The organism is Parapedobacter tibetensis, from assembly GCF_024704835.1.
Taxonomy (GTDB): domain Bacteria; phylum Bacteroidota; class Bacteroidia; order Sphingobacteriales; family Sphingobacteriaceae; genus Parapedobacter; species Parapedobacter tibetensis.
This window is the reverse complement of record NZ_JAMXBE010000014.1, coordinates 80429-99519: the sequence shown is the minus strand read 5'-3', so window position 1 is coordinate 99519 and position 19091 is coordinate 80429. Positions and strand designations below refer to the sequence as shown.

Sequence of the window (19091 nt, the reverse complement as noted above, 5' to 3'; positions counted from 1 at the left end):
AGCCTCCAGAAATTCGCTTTAATCGATCAATGCAAAAGCACACCAAATCACCGGTGCCTGGCCATGTAAATCCCCAACAATCCGCTTCCGGTCCAAATAGTATTGGCGGTCGCTTTTTGCATTGGTTCCTTCACACACCTCGGTAACCTCACCATTGGCATTGATATAAGAGACCAATTCCAACCACGCTTTTCGTGCTACTCGTCCGTATTCGTCTCCGTCAAGCCACCCTTTCTTCACGCCTGTGATCATCGCATAGGTAAACATAGCAGTCCCTGAAGTTTCGCCCCAAGCTTCCGGATCATCAATCAACTGGCGCCACATGCCATCCGGGGCTTGGTAAGTCTTCAGGGTGTGCATCATTTTGCGGTAGGCATCCATAATGCGGGATCTGTTGGGGTGGTCCTGGCTAAGTACACGCAACAATTCGGTCATGCCAACGGCCATCCATCCGTTTCCCCGACCCCAGAAATAAGGGACATCCGGCGCGTGGTAGAAAAGGCCATTGGGTTGTTGTATTTTATCCAGATACAATACCATTTCCTTTGCTGCACGATCGATGTATGCCGTCTTTCCGGTGGCAAGATAAGCTTGGGATTGTACTGCCGTAATCATAAACATATCGTCTATCCAGATACGTGTTTGCCAGGAAAACCCGCGCTCAGCCCAAACTTTTTCCTCGGGCTTTGCATCGGGAGGCAGTTCCCATTGGGTATCTGCATAAGATAGTCCTAAGTCAAGATAGGACTGCTTCTTCGTATGTTTATACAACTCAAGTGGAACAGCGCCGAACACATTGTTATCCACGTGGTTTTTTGCCGGCTGGAGATGTTTTTCTGTACTCAGCAACGGTATAAACCGCTTTTCCAGCGCATCCAGCAGATTGCCATCCTGAATGGCATTGGCAAACCATAGGCTGCCCAACCAAGTGCATACATCTGGGTAGGTGATTTGCACGGGTGGCTTCGCCGGATGTGGATTGCCATATTGCGAATGCCCGCCTGCAAGGAAGCGGCTGGTCAATAAATTACCAACGGCAGTGGGATCTGCAGATGCAGGGAAATGACTAAAATAGTCGATCTTATCTGCTATGGGCTCCGGATCAGTTTCCGCTCCTTCAAACTGACGGGGGAGTTTAAAAATCTGACCGGTATCGTTTAAAAAATAGAGATTGGAGACCGACTGTTTTCGGCCATGGCCATCTGCCCAAATGCCATAAAACGCAGCATGATGATTTATAGGACGCCTCACATAATTATGGTTCATTTTACTGTTTTGCGTAACTTGCTTAACCTTTCGCCACGACATGCCAGCACCGGCAGATTCCCACATCGCGATTTCCCCACCCGGATTATAGGCCTGTGGCCCACCCTCCGTTGGACCTACAACCCGTATCTTTCCTTGTCCTTCCAGATAGATGGAACCCATATCATAGTTGCTGTTGGATGAAGTGACCACCTCATTAGTCCATCGCTTACCGTCATGAGCAGACAGCACCCAATTCCGGGGATCGTTAGCGGGACCAGCCTGATAGCCTTTGCTGGTAATCGTTAGGATATAAGGGTTCCCATTTCGATCTAGGTCGATATCCAATAGGTAGCTATTTAGCCCGCGATCACTATAGTCATTCACTAATCCATCGTTCTGCTTATTGGTTAAGGGCAAAGTCACCTTTTTATCCGAAGCCGTCTGCCAAGTTTTACCCAAATCAGCCGTTTCGAGGTAGTACAGGTTTGTACGATAATTGAGGCCTTTTCCCGCAGGATGATAATCGAATGCGACACCTATTTTCCCATCCTTTTCGGCACTAACCTGATAATGCCCCTCTTCGATATGGGCAAGCACTTGCCATTCGTTCCAGTCCTTACCGTCGCGGCTGGTATTAAATCCAATTACACGTTGACCGTTTTTGTAACGGGTAAATAGCGCTATAAAGCCTTGGCTCCGAAGATGGTAAATCTGAAAATAGGAGAAGTTTTTGAATGCCCGCCGTTTACCGTCAACCATCTCCGTAGCCTCCACGGGCTCAAAAGTCGCTATGTTATAAGGTTCGGTAGACTTAGAGATATAGGATGGGCGGCTGGTACCATGGGAGGTGGAGAATATCCAGATAGATCCTTCGTCATCGATGGATATCACCGGATTATCATGTGCATCGGTGGTACCCTTATCCAGCACTATCGTTGGATTAGCCACCTTTCCAGACCGATGATCGTAGTAAGAAACATTGTGCAACAAAGTGCTATTCTTATCATCGGTTCCACCAAAACAGAAAAACGTCTTATCCACGGCTGGTGCATAAATTGCAAAGGGGCGATGATTAGCGGGATAAGTCCCTAAGCCTCCGCTGTATTTAAAGACATATTCGTCATTGGAGGGCTGGTTCATATACCAGACCCCCTTAAAACCATTCGCTTTTTGCAGCACATACGTCGCTTCGGCATATTTGATATCAGGATGTACTGTTTTTTGCTGAGTCCACGCATTGGTTATTGTAAATGCCAGCACGATCATGCATAAATTTATTCGCTTCATTGATATCCGGGATTTTGCTTTAACACATTGGGGTTAATATCGATTTGATTTTGCGGAATGGGAAATACCAGCCTATAGGGTTCAATGGATTCGCCCTTGGCCTGCAATACGTCAAGTGCGCGCCCAGTTCTGATCAGATCAAACCAACGGTGATTTTCAAAAGCCAGTTCTATACGCCGTTCCTGTTCGATAGCCAATCTAAAAGATGCTTGGCCAGGTAAATCACCGCTGCTTTTGGGTTCCAGCCCCGCCCGTCCCCTAATATCATTGAGCAAGTCGAATGCCTCACCATCGGCAACATATCCCGTTTCATTCAGCGCTTCGGCACGCATAAGCAGTACATCGGCATAACGGAGTATCGGCCAGTTGTTATCTGCATCGGACACAGCAAACAAATTGGGATCCAGGTACTTTTTAATGTACCGAACCGGTACAAATGTGCCGCCGTCCATGTAGCCTTCCGCCATTGACACCTCTTTTCGTCCATCATTAGGCTCATAGGAACTTGACATATCAGCAGTAGGTTGATTTTGCCCTTGTCCTGCACCGATGACAGACACAATTGATCCTGATCCCCTTGGGGCAAACCTGTTATTGAACGGCGACCCAGCGCCAAAGCCACCCTTTTTATACTGTATCTCAAAAAGCGATTCCTTATGATTCTTATTTCCGATATCGAAGATATCCGCATAATTGTTCAGCAATTCATACTGTCCGCTGGTAATCACTTCTTGGGCCTTTGCAGCCGATTCCTCCCATTGTTGTAAGGTCAAATAGACTTTAGCCAACAGTCCTTTCGCTGCGCCAAACGTTGCACGCCCCACGTCCGCATTTCCGTAGGTTGCGGGTAAAGCGACTTCGGCTTCAGATAAGTCTACTATGATCTGGTTATAAATATCAGCTATGGGCTTTCGGTCATAATCATATCCTTCTTGCACGTCCGTAATCTCCTTGGTGACCAATGGCACATCACCAAAGGTACGCACGAGATTAAAGTACTGCAATGCCCTTAAAAATTTAACTTCCGCTACATAACGGGATTTCAATGCCTCGTCCATGGTTACATTCCCTATCCGGTCGATCACTACATTACAGGCTAAGATTCCTTGGTAATGAGCGTTCCACATGGTACTTACGATTCCATTGTTAGTCAACGTCGTAAAATCATCTATCTGCGTGATATCAATTCCAGATTGTGCATCCAGAATCTCCGTATTATCCGAAGCTACCTCTCCAACAGCATATAACGCCTGACCGTATTCTCCATTGTGGCGCAGGGAGACGTAGGCAGCATTGACGGCATTCAGCATATCCTCCTGTGTCTTATAATAATTGGCATTATTGGTCTCAGAAATGGGTGCCAAATCAAGGAAGCCAGTTTTGCATGCTGCTATGCCCATTCCAACCATGATGTATATTATCAATCTTGTTTTCATCTTATCGTTTTTTAAAACCCAACATTCAATCCAAACGTAAACACTTTGGCAATGGGATAACCTCCATAATCCACGCCAGGTGTCAAGGGATCTATACCTCTTATGCTCGCTTCTGGGTTATAGCCTGAATAATCTGAGATGGTAAGCAAATTCTGGACATTCATATAAATCCGAACACTGGCCAAATGCCATCTATTGGCGCTTGCCGTAGGAACGTTATAGCCAAAAGAGATGCTCTTAAGACGGACAAACGAACCATCTTCAATGTGTGTAGAAGAAATGTTAGCGCTTGCATTGCTCGTACTGTATCGCGATAAATCCCTATTTACACGTGGCGTTTTACCATCTCCGGGGTCTTCCGCGGATCTCCAGCGGTTGTTCAATTCACGTAAGGCGTTTGCCGTACCGGCAAAATTCGCATAAAACCGCCGTCCAAGGTTCATGATTTCATTTCCATGTACCCCTTGAATCAAAAAGCTCAATTCAAAGCCTTTATATGCAAAATTGTTGGTGACGCCATAAATAAAATCAGGCTGCGTATTTCCGAGAATCGTTCGGTCATCGACACTAAGTTGGCCGTCACCGTTGACGTCCTCAAAGCGGAATTGCCCCGGCGCTGAGTTCGAGAAACTCGGGTATTGTGCTACTTCTTGGGGCGTTTGGAAAATACCTGCCACGTTATAACCATAGAAGCTGCCCAAAGGCTTTCCGATTGCCGTGATGTGGCTATTGGATAATTGGTAATTGCCAAATATCGGCTCTCCACTTGGACCAAGCTCCAATACAGCGTTCCGGTTTAAGGAGAAATTCAAATCGGTGTTCCAACTGAAAGCACCTGTGAAGTTCCGCGAGCTGACACCAAATTCCCAGCCTTGGTTGCGTACACGCCCGATATTCTGCCTTGCGGAGGTGTATCCCGTCAGCGATGGCACAGGCACATCTAATAATAAGTCAGATGTAATCTTATGATAGTAATCGGTTGTCAAGGAAAGCCTTCCATTCCATAACCCGACTTCAAGCCCTACGTCAAACTGCTTGTTTCTCTCCCACCCCAGTTCATCATTACCAATACTGCTTGGCGATATGGCGTTTACCAAATTGCCTCCGTTGCTTCCAAACACATAGTTTGCTATGGATAAACGGCCAATATGGTCATAATTTCCAATGAAGTTGTTGCCCGTATAGCCGAAACTGGCCCTGAGTTTGAGCTCATTGATGACCTCAATTCCTTGCATAAAAGATTCTTGGGAAATCCGCCAACCGCCGGAAACGGATGGAAATACCCCCCATTTGCGGTTAGCCCCAAAACGGGAGGAGCCGTCCTGACGAATGGTAGCCGTGAGCAGGTATTTATCGTTATAGCTATAGTTGACCCTGCCTAGAAGCGAAAGCAACGACCATTCCAAGGCGGAAGTGGATGCGGAGGATACCACACCGGCATTCAAGGTCCGCACCAAATCATTAGGAAAGTTAGTAGCCGCAATGGATGCCATGTCTGCACGAACTTTTTGTGCTGTGAAACCTCCCAAAACGTCGACACGGTGCTTTCCAAAGTCGTTGGTATAGTTCAACGTATGCTCGATCAACCAATTATATGACGCTTGTGAATTGTAGGTTGCATTAGGAATCACCGGTGGCGGATTTCCATCTGATCCAACGGTAGACGGATTGAAGGTATTGTTCTTTTCATTCTGTAGGTCTGTACCCACCAAAAGTTTGTATTTCAAATTATCCAGGAAAGCGTATTCTGCGAATGCTGTCCCCAGCAGCCTAAAATCGGTATTGTTATGTTCACGCTCAAGCGCAACCTTAACTGGATTTTCCAGGCTGCTAAAACCATTACCTAGACCTATTGCCGTATTATAGCCTCCATCTTCGTTATGAACCGGCATAACAGGCGGCATCATCACCGCTGTCAACACCACCGCTCCACCGCTGAAATGCCCTTCAGCGCTTACTGGATTGCGAACGGAATAGCTCGGCGAAAGATTTAATCCCACACGGAACTTATCCGATGCCTTTGCTTCCAGATTTACCCGGAAAGCGTATCGGCTGAAGTCCGAATTGATAATAATTCCATCCTGTTTATAATAACCTGCACTTGTCATGTAGTTTATTCGGTCATTGCCGCCGGAAAACGTAAGCTGTAAATTATGCGTTGGGGCCGTTCTGAATAGCTCTCGTTGCCAATTTGTGTTATGCGCAAGCGCTTCAGGATCTTGAAGTACCGGCAGGATTTGATAGATAGCGCCCCGTTCCGAATTTGGCGCACTAGGGTCGCCTCCGGTATCGATCCAAGCGTTGTTCCTAGAGTCAATGATATAACTGGCGTATTCTTGGGCATTCATCACATCCATGTACTTTGTAGTCTGTTGAAAGCCCGTAAACATGTCCAAATCGACCTTCATCTTTCCGGCCATACCGCTTTTGGTCGTTACGATAATAACCCCATTGCTGCCCCTGGAGCCATAAATCGCTGTGGCAGAAGCATCTTTTAATACTTCAATGGACTCGATATCGTTCGTATTGATGGAATTCAGCGGGTTACTTTCTTGGTTGTAGTTTGCTGTGATCGGAAAACCATCAATAACATAAAGCGGTTCATTTCCTGCACCAATGGAACCTGTGCCCCTTACCTTCACGGAAATCCCCCCTCCAGGTGCTCCTGTAGTTTGCGAAACCTGTACCCCCGGCATTCTCGCGGTCAACGCCCCGTCCAAACTTGGTGTGGGAGTATCCTTTATTTGTTTTGCATTTACCGATGAAATAGCACCGGTCAAATCTCTACGTCTTTGCGTGCCATAGCCAACTACCACCACCTCGTCCAAATCACTTACCATCGCTTTCATGGCCACATCAACGCGATTAGCATGGCCAATCGTTCGCTCCGTAGGTTCAAATCCGATGATGGTAAATGCAAGGATCATCCCGTCTTCCGGTACTTGGAGCCGGTACCGGCCATCTGTATTTGTTTTAGTCGCTGCCGGAGACTCTTTTACTATGACAGTGACTCCTTCCAACGGCTTACCATCCTCGTCCGTGACCCGTCCTTCAATGGTGCGTTGCTGGTTTACCTCCAAGCGAGGAGGTCTATTATTCCTAGTGACAGACTGAATAATGATAATATTGTCTTTCAACTTCCATTGCAGCGGTAAATCGCCTAGCAACAATTCCATCGCTTCTTCCAACGAAGCGTTCACCAGGTTCACATTCAACCGTACCTTGGCTTGCTCCTTCACACTAAAAAACACCTCATAACCACTTTGCTCGTGTACTTTTTCCATTGCCTTGGACAGCGTGATGCCACGTTCCTTAATGGTAATGTATTGAGCATAGCTTCCTGCTGTGGCGTTCAATATGGCCACCATGGTTAGTAATACTGCTAACTTCATTATCAGTATCCATCTATAGGTTAAAGGAAATCGCAAATAATATCCTTTAACACATGCCTTAAAATCCATATGTTTGCATTGTTTGGGTTAAATCATTTATGTTACTCAACTGCGTCAGCAGTACATATACGGAGTTGCCCAAGCATCAGCCGGGTAGTGTGACCGCACTATCCGGCTTTATCAGGAACCCCCTTTCGATTGTAAATTAGTCGGGTGGTTTCATCATAATTTATCTTTTAAATTGGTTAAATAATTTGGTTGTTTTGCCGTCATTCAGGCAATACGATTACCTTATGACCGATGCTCGTTTTCTCGAGTTTGAAATTCACTCCCCCTTCTTTCAACAGGTCCAATACGGTCGATAACGTCCGGTCTCGATTAATAATTCCATAAAAATATTTCTCTGGCATGGTATCCCTAAACTCGACCTCGATGTCATACCATCGACTCAATTGGTTCATCACTTCGCGCAACTCAGTTTCCTCAAACCGAAATTTTCCTGATTTCCATCCTGTGGCCAAGGCGACATCCACATGATGCGTTTCAAAGCCTGTTTGAGAAAGCACTGCTTCCTGACCGGGAGTTAACAACACTTCACGGTCAGCATCATGGGCAAATACATTCACTTTGCCACTGATCAAGGTAGTTTTTGTGGCCGAATCATCTGCATAGGCAGAAACATTGAATTTAGTTCCCAATACCGTGATATCCTGACCTCTGCTCTTCACGATAAATGGTATTCGTGAGCGTGTATTTTTGGATTTCTGGACATTCAGGCTTGCTAATTGCGCAACTTCGAAATAAGCCTCCCCCTCCAATGTCACGACACGTTTTTGATCGTCGAACCGCGCCGGATAACGCAATGTAGTGGCCGCATTGAGCCATACCTTGGTGCCATCGGACAACGTGACTTGGTAGGTTCCACCCTTAGGGGTGGATATAGATATGAGACTGTGTCCGACCACTGGCGGATGCGGGTCATCTTCCAGGTTTTCGGACTTGCTGACGTCCGGACTTAAAACGAAAGATCCATCTTGGTAAGTAATTCCATCCCCAAAGATGATACCCGATTGCTCCGTGCTTAAATCAATGCTCCGACCATCGGCTAGCGTCAATACCGCTTTCTGACCCCCAGGCAATACGTCATATTGATGCACGATGTTTTGTTGTGGACTAAAATTTAATACGTCTTTGACCACATACCACGTCACACTCGAAACAACAACTAATGCTGCAGCGGCCTTCCAAATGTGTTGGACATAACCTTTATGAGGTTTGGTTTGATTAATGACTGCTTGCTTAACCAGATTCAAATTTGCCTGCACTTCCTTGTCATCTAACTTGGTTTCCTGGCGCGAAACGTTATCTAAATACCAGCTTTCCAAGATAGCACGCTCATCATCGGAGAGTTTACCAACCCGATGTTTTTCCAAAAGTTTACGAACCTGTTCTTTATCCATATATCCTTAAGACGACCAAGGGTATTAAAGGGAGTACTAGAAAAATTACTTTTTTTAAATGACGCTTGCCTATCTAAAAGAAGAAGGACAAGCTTAACAATGAACCGATTTTCAGCCGGATTATGCGAAGCGCATTATGCACCTGCTTTTTCACCGTCTTTTCGGAAATGTTCAATTGTTGACCAATTTGTTTATAACTAAGATCAAGTTCACGATTGAGTTCATATACTTGTCTGACACGCGGGGAAAGTTTGGCTTTTTCAGATTCAATAATGGTCAATAGCTCTTTTTCACGGATATAATCTTCGGTGATCCATGCGCCCTGATTGACAAAATCGCGGATGGTATCCGCATACCGTTCAGCCACTTGCTGGTGGCTTATGTAATCCAGCACTTTATTTCTTACCGTTTTGTATAAGTATGCAGATAAAGAATCGGTAATCTCTAGGCTGTTTCGCCTATTCCATATCATCAAAAATACATCCTGTACCACATCATTACAAGCCTCCGTATCTCCCAACACCTTATGTGCATGACGATATAGCAACTCGGCGTAACGATCGTAAATTTCCGTAAACGCATCATGATCTCCCTTGTTCAATAAGGACATCAACGCCGAATCCTTATAAGCGTGATATAAACCAGTAATTTTCAATACATCGATATAATTGGATCTTCATACAATAGTAAAAAAAAAATCCGGTTCCAACCGCCTGTTAAGGAATTTTCATCGTTTAAGTTCTTGCCTATAAAGCTATTTCCCCAAGACAAAGCACATACCCAATATAACAATCATAACTCCGGTAACCGTCCCAATCAGCTATTTCATGATTGCCTTGTTTCAGGATATCCATTTTATCAAACCGCTCATCCGAGATACGGAAAGTCACCGTATGTTGTCCCGTCGACATATCCAATTTGTAAAAATATTGGGGACGATAATACGTGCAGTGTTTGTCAAATCGCTTTTTTTGTTCCGCCAATTGACCGTCAATATAAATATCAATCTGTCCCGTACCCGGCCCCACGATATCATAAAGGCCTACCAACCGGCCGACGAATTTCAACGTTATCGCAGGCCTATCTGCTGCCCTTCCCCTGAGCAACCCGGGGAATCCTTCCACCAAATAGGTTTTTAACACGGAATCCTTGGTGGTAACCATTTCCCATTTACGCTCCTTAATCAGGTCGTTTGCAGCAATCATTTTTGCGTCTTCCCAATTGGATGCATCGAACGCATCTCGCAATCGATCGGCTCCTAGATTCCCAACTGCTTGCATTGCCGTGAGCGCCTTCTTCAATACTTCGGCGTACAACCGATGGCCGGTTTCGGCATACGGGTGCACGCCATCTTTTGAAAACACGGTTTTTCCTGGATGTTCATCGGGAATACCCCGAAAAAGAAGTTCCTTTTGACTATACAACCGGATGACCTCTTCTCCCAAAAATACAGAGGGTATTCCGTAATGGTCGGCAATAGCTTCCATGGCTTGCATGGTTTTCGTCAATTTCCCCTCAACGAGCGCCGGGGCCATATCTGCCATCATCGTATATACAAAGCAGATGTCGGTTTGCGGATCGGCCTTCCAGATTTGCCTTACAATTCCTTCCATCGTACGGTGGACAGTTTCTGGTGCACGCCCATTGTCGTTTACGGCAAACTCCACGAATATCAGATCGGGATGATGCACCAGCACATCTTTCTTTAGGCGAAATACGCCCAAGTCGGAACCTGTACCTCCAATCCCTGCATTGACTTGGTCGATTTTGGTCCCTGTGAAATGTTGCTGCAACCACGCCATCGTCTGGTCTCGCCACCCACTACCCGCAGCCGTTATACTTCCCCCCAAAAAAGCAACGGTCACGGAATCTATTGCTTCAAGCTTGGCAAAAAAATTGGGTAATCCGGAACGGGATTCCTGTAATTTCAAAGGACCGTCTACTTCAATGGGTTTACCCACGCCCACCATAAAAAAACCATGGCAAATAAATAGAATAGCCCATTTTATTTTCAAGGAATGCTTCATATCAATGAAACCTAAAATAATCGACATTGCCCACGCCGGAGCCGCCAGCAAAAACGATATATACATCATGGATTCCTGTCACACTGCTCATCGGTGCTTGTTGCTCTTCCATGGCATCATAAGCCCCGGTACCCGTGGTTGTAAGCTCACTAATCAATGTTCCTATTGGACTGCCAAGGCGAACCTGAATCCGTTTACCAGCGTTGGCATCGGTAACACCGAACCGCACGGTAAACTGATCGAAACCAAAACCTAAATTTACGTTGGTAAACTTCACCCAATCGCCATTGTCGCAAGAACGAATATGCATACCATATTTGGTAATACCTTGCATATCCTGATGGCTCTCGGCATGGAGGTAGCGGTCATTTGAACCGGGCAGTAAGCAGGATGGCGACATCCCTGTTTCGGGAATATTAAATCCCGGAGGCCCCCAATTGCCAACAATGGGTTCAAAGCTGACAGGTGAAGCGTAAGCCATACTCGAATCGGCCATTGCATAAGTCCACCCACTTAATTTAGGATCGCCTTGCAACGGAAAAGCATCCTTAAGCTGGTAATGGTATCCGCCCGTATTAGCGATGCCACCTGCATAATTATAATACAGATTATGCTCGATCACCGGATTAACCACATCTCCCGTTTTGAGGTAGGCTCCTCCGGCGCTATCCACAGGGTAACTGGAGATAATAATGTTGTTCGTGAAGGCATTGCCGGTCATCGTTGCTGTCGCACGAATCGCATAATTTAAAACAGACAACTTACCTGTAGAACCCAAGTCGATGATATTATCGGTAATCTGATTATTGTATCCGCCATGTACCAGAATCGGTTGCCGCCCTGAACCAGCCAAAATATTACCTTTTACCGAGACATTCGAGGTATGGTCGTCGAGGTAAATCGCGCGCACATAATTTTCGAAGGGCCCATAATCACGTATAAAGTTGTTTTCGATAAAAATACTATCGGATAATATCGTCCGATCGTTGGTATAGATGGCTGCGCCATCACGTGCAGTGGTACACGTATTTAGTAGTACATTATTTTTCACAACGGTGCCTGAAATGTTATCACCGCTTTGCAAAGACCAAACCCCGATACCGTATCCGGTTGTATTGCGTATCACATTGTTCAATATCTTCGTGCCCGGCACGGTACCTTGCGTGTTGATGCCTGCGCGGTCCCACCCCGGTGTCGGCACATTGCCGTCTTCGACAATATTGTTTCGAATGGTGTTATACGCAGCGGGGCCGTAGGCTGTGTTAAAGTAGGGTGCGGCATTATTCCAGCCAGCCCCTCCGTGCACGCCAATTCCCCGGCTGGTATAGTTGCGCACTAGCAGGCCATCGATGGTAATGTGGTTACCCCCCAAAATATCGATGATATCTTGAATGCCTCCACCATCAATAATGGCCGAATTGATGGCATCACCGGGATAGGTTTGCCAAGTCTGGCCGTTGTCGTTCAAATCCAAAATGAACGTCTCCGTTCGAGCATATATTCCAGCCCTCAAATACGTTATTTTCTTCGATGAAACCCGCATGGTGTCCCGGGCGCGTTCCAATGTCTTAAATGGACACCTGATAGACCCGTCATGGTTATCATCACCGTCAGGTGACACGAAAAATGCATTTTTATTATGCGTCATCTTCGTACTATTCATCTCGAAATCGTCGGCATTAAGCAAAAGATGCTTTTCCGAACACGAATAGCCTATTAAGGCAAATGAAATTAGCATGAGTGTTTTCATAATTAGTTAATAATGGTTAGTTAGTATTAGTGGATTTTAAAATAATCGAAATTACCAATAGCCTTTCCGCCTTGGAAAACCATATACAGGTCATATATTCCCGGTTTAAGGTCTACCGTGGCCGCCTGCTCTTCATATTCCGTATAGCTCCCGGTAGGCTTGATTTTCAGCGTAGCCGCAACCTTTCCGTTGGGCTCATCGATCCTTAATGTGATGGTACCGTTTGCACCAGAAGCTGAAGCAAGCCTCACAGTGAATGTTTTGCCAGGATGATGGATGGCGACCTGACGGAAACCAACCCAGTCTCCATCATCACACGCGCTTACAGCCATTGCCGGAAATGCATCGAACCCATTTCCCAAATGAATATTTGAAAACTGATCTACGTTTTCCGCATCAGCGACAATGGCGGCTATTCCATTTTTGCTGACGCCCGATAAGGTATCACAGCTCTCTGCATGGAGATAAAGCGCATTATCGCCGAGCAATAAACAAGATGGCGCGGTACCCGCTTCGGGCAGCAGATAGCCCGGAGGGCCCCATTTGCGCTTCAACGGTTGGAATGCCGTGGGCTGCTTGTAAATCGCACTGGAATCCGCCACTTGGTAATCCCAGCCAGCGATCTGCGGATTTGCCGTAAGCGGATGCGTATCTTTGATGAGGTAATACTGCCCGCCCGTATTGACGACGCCCGTTGAATAGTTATAGTAGAGGTTGTTCTTAACTTCCGGATTGGTGATGTCGCCGAATTTGCGGTAAGCGCCGCCCGAACGGTCCTCCGGGTAGGATGAGAGGATAACGTTTCCGGTAAACCAATTATTTAGCATCGGACGGTTGCGATGAGCCGCATAATTCAATACGCATGGTTTTCCGCTGTTTCCCACATCGATGATGTTCCCCGTTACCACATTATTGCTGCCGCCATGGATGAGTACTGGCTGGGTTCCCTTACCGGTAAGGATGTTTCCACAGACTGTGGTGTTTGAAGCCCAATCATCCAAATAAACAGCGCGCAATTCATGTTCATAGTCGCCATAATCCCTCACAAAATTATTTTCCACCATGATGGCTTTAGAGGCTGCTGTCCGGTCACAGATGTAAATCGCCGCTCCGTCCTTTGCTCGAGTGCAGGTATTAAGCACCGCATTTCCGCTCACCAGCGTGCCCGAAATGTCATCGCCTTCCTGCAATGCCCATACGCCAATTCCGTAACCAGTCGTATTGCGCACCACATTATGGAGAATATGGCTGTTTGGTGTCGTGCCTTGGGTATTGATCGCCGCCCTGTCCCAGCCCGGCGACGGCACGTTCCCATTTTCAACGATGTTGTTCCGGATCACGTTGTGCGCGGCAGTGGGATAATCCTCATGGAAATGAGGTTTTGCGTTTTTCCAACCCTTTCCACCATGAACACCAATGCCTCTGCTGCTGTAATTGCGTATGGTAAGCCCTTCAACAGTAATATGGCTTCCGCCGAGTATCAACAGGATATCATCCAAACCACTTCCGTCCAGGATCGCTGAATTTACGGGGTCTGATGGATATATCTTCCAGGTGCTCCCGCTGTCTTCTTCGGTAAGGATAAAAGGCTCCTTACGTTGGTACACCCCCACGCGGAGATAAACCATACGGATTGAAGACCTGCGGATTGTCTGCCTCGCCCGTTCAAGTGTCTTGAAGGGCTTTCCTAACGTGCCGTCGTTCCTGTCATCTCCATCAGGTGATACAACAACCGCATCTTGGGCAACCAACCGATGTGGCAAATAAATGGCCGAGATCGACCAAAAAATCAATATAATAGTTTTCATATACGCTAATAGATTCCATTTTTATTTCAATAATTCGGCTGCTAACTGCCGGGTTGTCGCGAACCCTTCCATGCAGGGCTAACTGACATATCCGTATTTTTCCTTTTCCAAATGGCTGTTCAGCCACTGCCATTGCATGGTCAGGCGCTTTACCCCCACCCCAGGATGCATCTCCTGTTTTTAAAATCGCACTCCAACCTTCCGCCACCAGCATGGCTTCCAAGAATGGCCTGATTACTTTTTTATTGGCATCATACCAAAAGCGGAAATCCAGCGGCTGGTTTTGCTTCACCATGGGATGCCCAGTTTGCGGAGAAACAAAATAATAGCTACCCATGCTGCACGGCTTGATCCATATGGAATCCGCACCCACGTTATAGACTCCTTGCGGTATCGTTAAAAAAACCAGGCGCTTTCCCTTTATGACTTGGGCTTCTATACGATCCTTATCATTGATATAGTCGTTGATATCGTCGATGACCAATACATCGGCCTTTCCCATTTCGTTGACAACGGTGCAGTCCATCTCATCCGATAGCTGCATGCCAGTTCCATTCCGATTCGCCAACCATACTGCTGCTTTCGCGGGTGCAGCGGCAGGATACAGCGCGATCGTTTCCGAGCGCTCGTGAACGGGGTTGTCCGAATCGTCGAACAGTGCAATTCGCAACGTTGCCTCTTTTCGCCGTTTAACCGTTGGCAATGCAACCTGCCAATAGCCTTGGAAGCTGCTGGCGTTCGCCTGTATTTCGGCGGTGGATTGGGCGGCACTCAACACCTTGCCATCCAGTTCCAACTGATACCTGATGTTGTAACCGGCTGGCGCCTCGCCAAGGTCATTCACAATCCAAGCCTCCACGGGAATGGTATCGCCTGAAAATGCTTGGAACCGGTCGGTACGCAGCTGGACGGCCAGTGGTGTGAGCGCTTCCCGATAAGCATACCAAGCCTTTTTGGGTTTGCGGTCCACGTCCATGATGGCTTTCATCCATCCGGAAGGAAATGCGTCAATAAACAGATGAATCGCAAAGCTCACCATCCGATTATCGCGCCGAAATGCTTCCGTCGTCAGGCGGGAAATGGTTTCCTGATGGGATTGGCTGGCCTCCACCCAATCTGCTAGACCGGTGCCGGTATTGAACCACATGTAATGGAAACGTCCAGTCTGCGCAGCGGGGATTTTTGAAGGTGACCAATCCTTTTCTTCTTCTTCGGTTTGCGGCAACCAGGATGCCGGATAGTATTTCCGCATGGTTTCTACTGATTCGAGTCCCTCCGAGCCGAATTCGCCGCAGGCATAGTACCAATCGGGTTTGACGGGAATCCAATGTCCCTTGAAGAGTTCGCCCAATCCCAACCCGTGGCCGTTGTACCATCCGTTATAGCAGTGGTTATCCGGAAGCCCGGGCGATGGTGGATCATAATCCCCATCCCCAGCTTTGATTACACGATCTGGATTAGCCATCAGGACTGCCTCATCAGCCGCCCGGAAAAACCGTGCATACTCATCATAGGTATTCAAGTGCCGATGCGGATTGCCTTCGGCGTTCGGAAATCGCTCGTTGATATAGGTGACCATGATGTTGCAGGGGTGCTTCCTGACCAGCCGCTCCATTTCTTCGGCCTGCCGTACCGCCTCGAGCCATTGGTTACGCCGCAACACGCCGAATAGCGGAAGGTCTGTCTGCGTCATCAGCCCCAGTTGATCGCAATAGCAATATATTTCATCCTGCACCGGCATTTGGGTCATCCGGATAAAATTCATATGCGTCAATTTCGCCAGCAAGATGTCATCAATCAGCCGGTCGTCATCGCCATTCATCACGGCCTGCTGGAACGCCCCCATCGTATTCGCTCCGCGTAATCGGATGGGTTTCCCGTCTAAATACAGCATGCCCTTAACCGCGCTTACCGTATCCATTTCGAAATGCCGCATACCGAATTGCTGCGCCTTTGAATCGACCACTTCATCATGCTCATCCAGCAATTCGAGTTGCAGCTGATATAGCCAGGGGGTATCATTGTTCCACCGCCGCGCGTTTGGAATGACTACCCGGAACTTCAGGAAATTGGGTCCCTGCCCCATGAGTAGGTCTTTCTCCAAATGGTCTGTCTTCTTAGCCAGGTCGCCTACACCAGGTACATGTACCGTACGCGGCTGATAAACTTGATCGCGAAGCACCTCCTGCTCGAAATTCTGACCGAACACCGCGTAACGAACTCGTATTGTTTTTTTTGTTTGCCGACTATTGTTTACCTCCAGCCATATCTCGGCGGTATCTGTTGTTCCCAACGGCCTTACAAATACATCGTGTATGTGAAGATGACTTCTCCCTTCGATATGCACTTGCTGATAGATCCCCATCCCTGGAGGGCAGTGATGCCATCCTCGCTTGGGCTCATCATAGCCCGGTCCCGTAGCCGCATAAAGCTTGTCGCCCCCACCCTGCATCGGCACATCGTTTTCCACTTTGACGAGCAATACGTTCTCACCCTCAACCAAAGCATCGGCGATGTCAAATTCAAACGGTGCAAACACACCTTCATGCGCTCCGATGAACTGCTTATTGACAAAGACCTGGGCCTTGTAATCCACACCGTTGAAATGGATGTATACCGCATCTTTCTGGCGCATTTCCGGAGATATCCGAAAGATGGTTCGATAATACGTCACCGATTTACCAAGCGGCTCCCCGAAATGCGGTATCGACACCGGTTGCCATGCACCCCCACCCTGAAGCACGTTCAAAAAATCCTTCCTGTCGTCCGTCGTTTCCTTGCGCCACTGGAACGAATCGAGACTCATGCTGACCCGGTATTGCTTAAGGTCAGGAGCCAGTTGCTTCATAAACGGAAGAAAATGCGCGCGCATCGTATCCAAGGCCTGCGCCAACTCCGCTTCGTTATCCAATCGATCCATTGGCTGAAACATGGCTGACGGATGATGAACCGTGGGAAGCTGCTTCTCCGGTAAAGTCGGTGGTTGAGGCGTGACCAACAAGTGCGTCCTTACCGCTGGAACTTTGTTTCCGATTTCCGCAAAGCGATCTCCTTGCTGTGCTACCACGGCGAATAATTGCAGGTAACACAACAATCCACATACGTACTTTCGCATTACCAACCCAGATTTTGGGTTAATGCGGGGTTTACCGAAAGCTCCCGTTGCGGGATTGGAAACAGTAGGTGCCGTTCATCGAGGTTTTGTGCAGCCAATGCATAGTACTGCCTGTTTTCCGGAGCCTCCGCCATGATGTAATCCGCAAAATCCTTCATGGTCTCCAAATAAATACCCCATCGAATCAGGTCATACCGCCGAATCGCTTCCAAGCACAATTCCCGTGCACGTTCATCTTGGATAAACGCAAGAAACGCCTCCTTGCTCAGCCCCGGAGGCACATCAGCCACTTCACTAGGCGTATCCAACGCTTTTCCATACGCTCTTCGCCGCACTCGGTTCACCGCATCGTAAGCCAAGTTCGTCGGGCCGTTGAGGTGGTTTTCCGCTTCAGCAAACATGAGCAATACATCCGAATATCGGATTACGGCAAAGTTCTGGGGCGTATTATTGGGATGTTTTGGAGTCAGGGTCTCATACTCCCGGCGCCACTTACCTACATTCCTTTCCCATACATCCAGGTTAGGCACTTTAACGGCATTACTGGTTCCGGAAAACACATAAGGCGCGCAGTTCCAATCCCTTCTCGTATCTACAGAATCATATAAATAAAACAATTTTGGCGACACGTTTACCGAACCATAGCACTGCCCAATCTCTCGATCCTGGCAAGTGATGCCGATATTGTTGCCGATACGCCCCGTCTCTCGATAGGTATCCAAACCGTTTCCGAAAAATTCGATTTCATAAATACTTTCTTTCACATCATAAATGTCCTGGGCATAATTGATAAATACCTGGGCGTAGTCGGGATTCAGCTCATGTTCACCGGATTCCACCACTTTTGTGGCCCAATCCAGCGCTTCCTGATACCGGGCTTCGTCATTTAACGGATATCCGGCCATGTGCAGGTTCACCCGCGCAAGCATCGCCTGAACCGCAGTTTTCGTGATCCGGCCAGCATATCCAAGCGAGGTGACCGTTTGTTCCTGAAGCAGTGCTTCCGCCGCCGTCATATCGGCAACAATCTGGGTGTACACCTCCTGTAAAGACGCCTTTGGAATTTGCAGGTTTTCATTTGAGACAGTGGGTTCGATCATCAAAGGCACTCCCCCAAAATTCAAGGCAAGAATAAAGTAATAATGTGCCCGGAGGAAAAGGGTCTCCCCTCGAATCAAATTGCGACTGCTATCGCTCATTTGGGGTTTATCTATGTTCGCCAGCAACACATTGGCCCTACCAATCCCCTCATAGCATACGCGCCAGAAATTATTGATATCGTTATGAGAAGCATCGTAGTTGTTCACGGTTATTCCCTGTGTGCCCCTGCCCTTTTGAAAAGATTCATCGGTACTGGAGTTGTAGGTCCATGTCATCCGATCTCCGTAAACCTCAGATGCACCAAGGCGATCATATACGCCGTTCAACGCAAATTGCAATTGCTCTTCGGTGGTAAAATAGTACGATTGTGTCAAGAAGTCACTCGGCTGCGTATCCAACAGGCTATTACAAGATACCGTCAGTAGGCCAATAATAAAGATTAACACTTTTTTCATAACGCTATGATA

Annotated in this window: 10 protein-coding genes; all 10 read right to left on the bottom strand. The window is 47.4% G+C overall.

Annotation, left to right across the window (positions count from 1 at the left end; genetic code table 11):
• Nucleotides 1-18: 18 nt before the first annotated feature.
• The 10 genes from NF543_RS19620 to NF543_RS19575 all read right to left on the bottom strand — a co-directional run bounded on the left by NF543_RS19620 (nt 19) and on the right by NF543_RS19575 (nt 19079).
• Nucleotides 19-2535 (bottom strand): glycoside hydrolase family 88 protein, encoded by a 2517-nt coding sequence (locus NF543_RS19620; protein ID WP_257669892.1) that lies wholly within the window; start codon nt 2533-2535, stop codon nt 19-21.
• A complete protein-coding gene (locus tag NF543_RS19615; protein ID WP_257669893.1) occupies nt 2532-3971 on the bottom strand; it encodes a RagB/SusD family nutrient uptake outer membrane protein in 1440 nt (479 codons plus the stop codon). Before NF543_RS19615 ends, NF543_RS19620 begins: the two co-directional genes overlap by 4 nt.
• An 11-nt stretch (nt 3972-3982) precedes the next feature.
• Nucleotides 3983-7363 (bottom strand): SusC/RagA family TonB-linked outer membrane protein, encoded by a 3381-nt coding sequence (locus NF543_RS19610; RefSeq protein ID WP_257669894.1) that lies wholly within the window; start codon nt 7361-7363, stop codon nt 3983-3985.
• A gap of 269 nt (nt 7364-7632) precedes the next feature.
• Nucleotides 7633-8823 (bottom strand): FecR family protein, encoded by a 1191-nt coding sequence (locus tag NF543_RS19605; RefSeq protein ID WP_257669895.1) that lies wholly within the window; start codon nt 8821-8823, stop codon nt 7633-7635.
• Between the two features lie 73 nt (nt 8824-8896).
• Nucleotides 8897-9433 (bottom strand): RNA polymerase sigma-70 factor, encoded by a 537-nt coding sequence (locus tag NF543_RS19600; protein WP_257669896.1) that lies wholly within the window; start codon nt 9431-9433, stop codon nt 8897-8899.
• Nucleotides 9434-9569: 136 nt separating this feature from the next.
• Complete coding sequence (locus NF543_RS19595) at nt 9570-10850, bottom strand: SGNH/GDSL hydrolase family protein (RefSeq protein WP_257669897.1); 1281 nt, start codon at nt 10848-10850, stop codon at nt 9570-9572.
• Between the two features lies 1 nt (nt 10851).
• Complete coding sequence (locus NF543_RS19590; protein ID WP_257669898.1) at nt 10852-12600, bottom strand: carbohydrate-binding protein; 1749 nt, start codon at nt 12598-12600, stop codon at nt 10852-10854.
• A 26-nt stretch (nt 12601-12626) separates the two neighbouring features.
• Nucleotides 12627-14408: a carbohydrate-binding protein gene (locus NF543_RS19585; protein ID WP_257669899.1), complete on the bottom strand. Its 1782-nt coding sequence runs from the start codon at nt 14406-14408 to the stop codon at nt 12627-12629.
• Nucleotides 14317-17523, bottom strand: coding sequence for a glycosyl hydrolase 2 galactose-binding domain-containing protein (locus tag NF543_RS19580; protein WP_257669900.1), 3207 nt, complete (start codon nt 17521-17523; stop codon nt 14317-14319). Before NF543_RS19580 ends, NF543_RS19585 begins: the two co-directional genes overlap by 92 nt.
• Nucleotides 17523-19079, bottom strand: a complete 1557-nt coding sequence (locus NF543_RS19575; protein WP_257669901.1) for a RagB/SusD family nutrient uptake outer membrane protein — start codon at nt 19077-19079, stop codon at nt 17523-17525. Before NF543_RS19575 ends, NF543_RS19580 begins: the two co-directional genes overlap by 1 nt.
• Nucleotides 19080-19091: the final 12 nt, after the last annotated feature.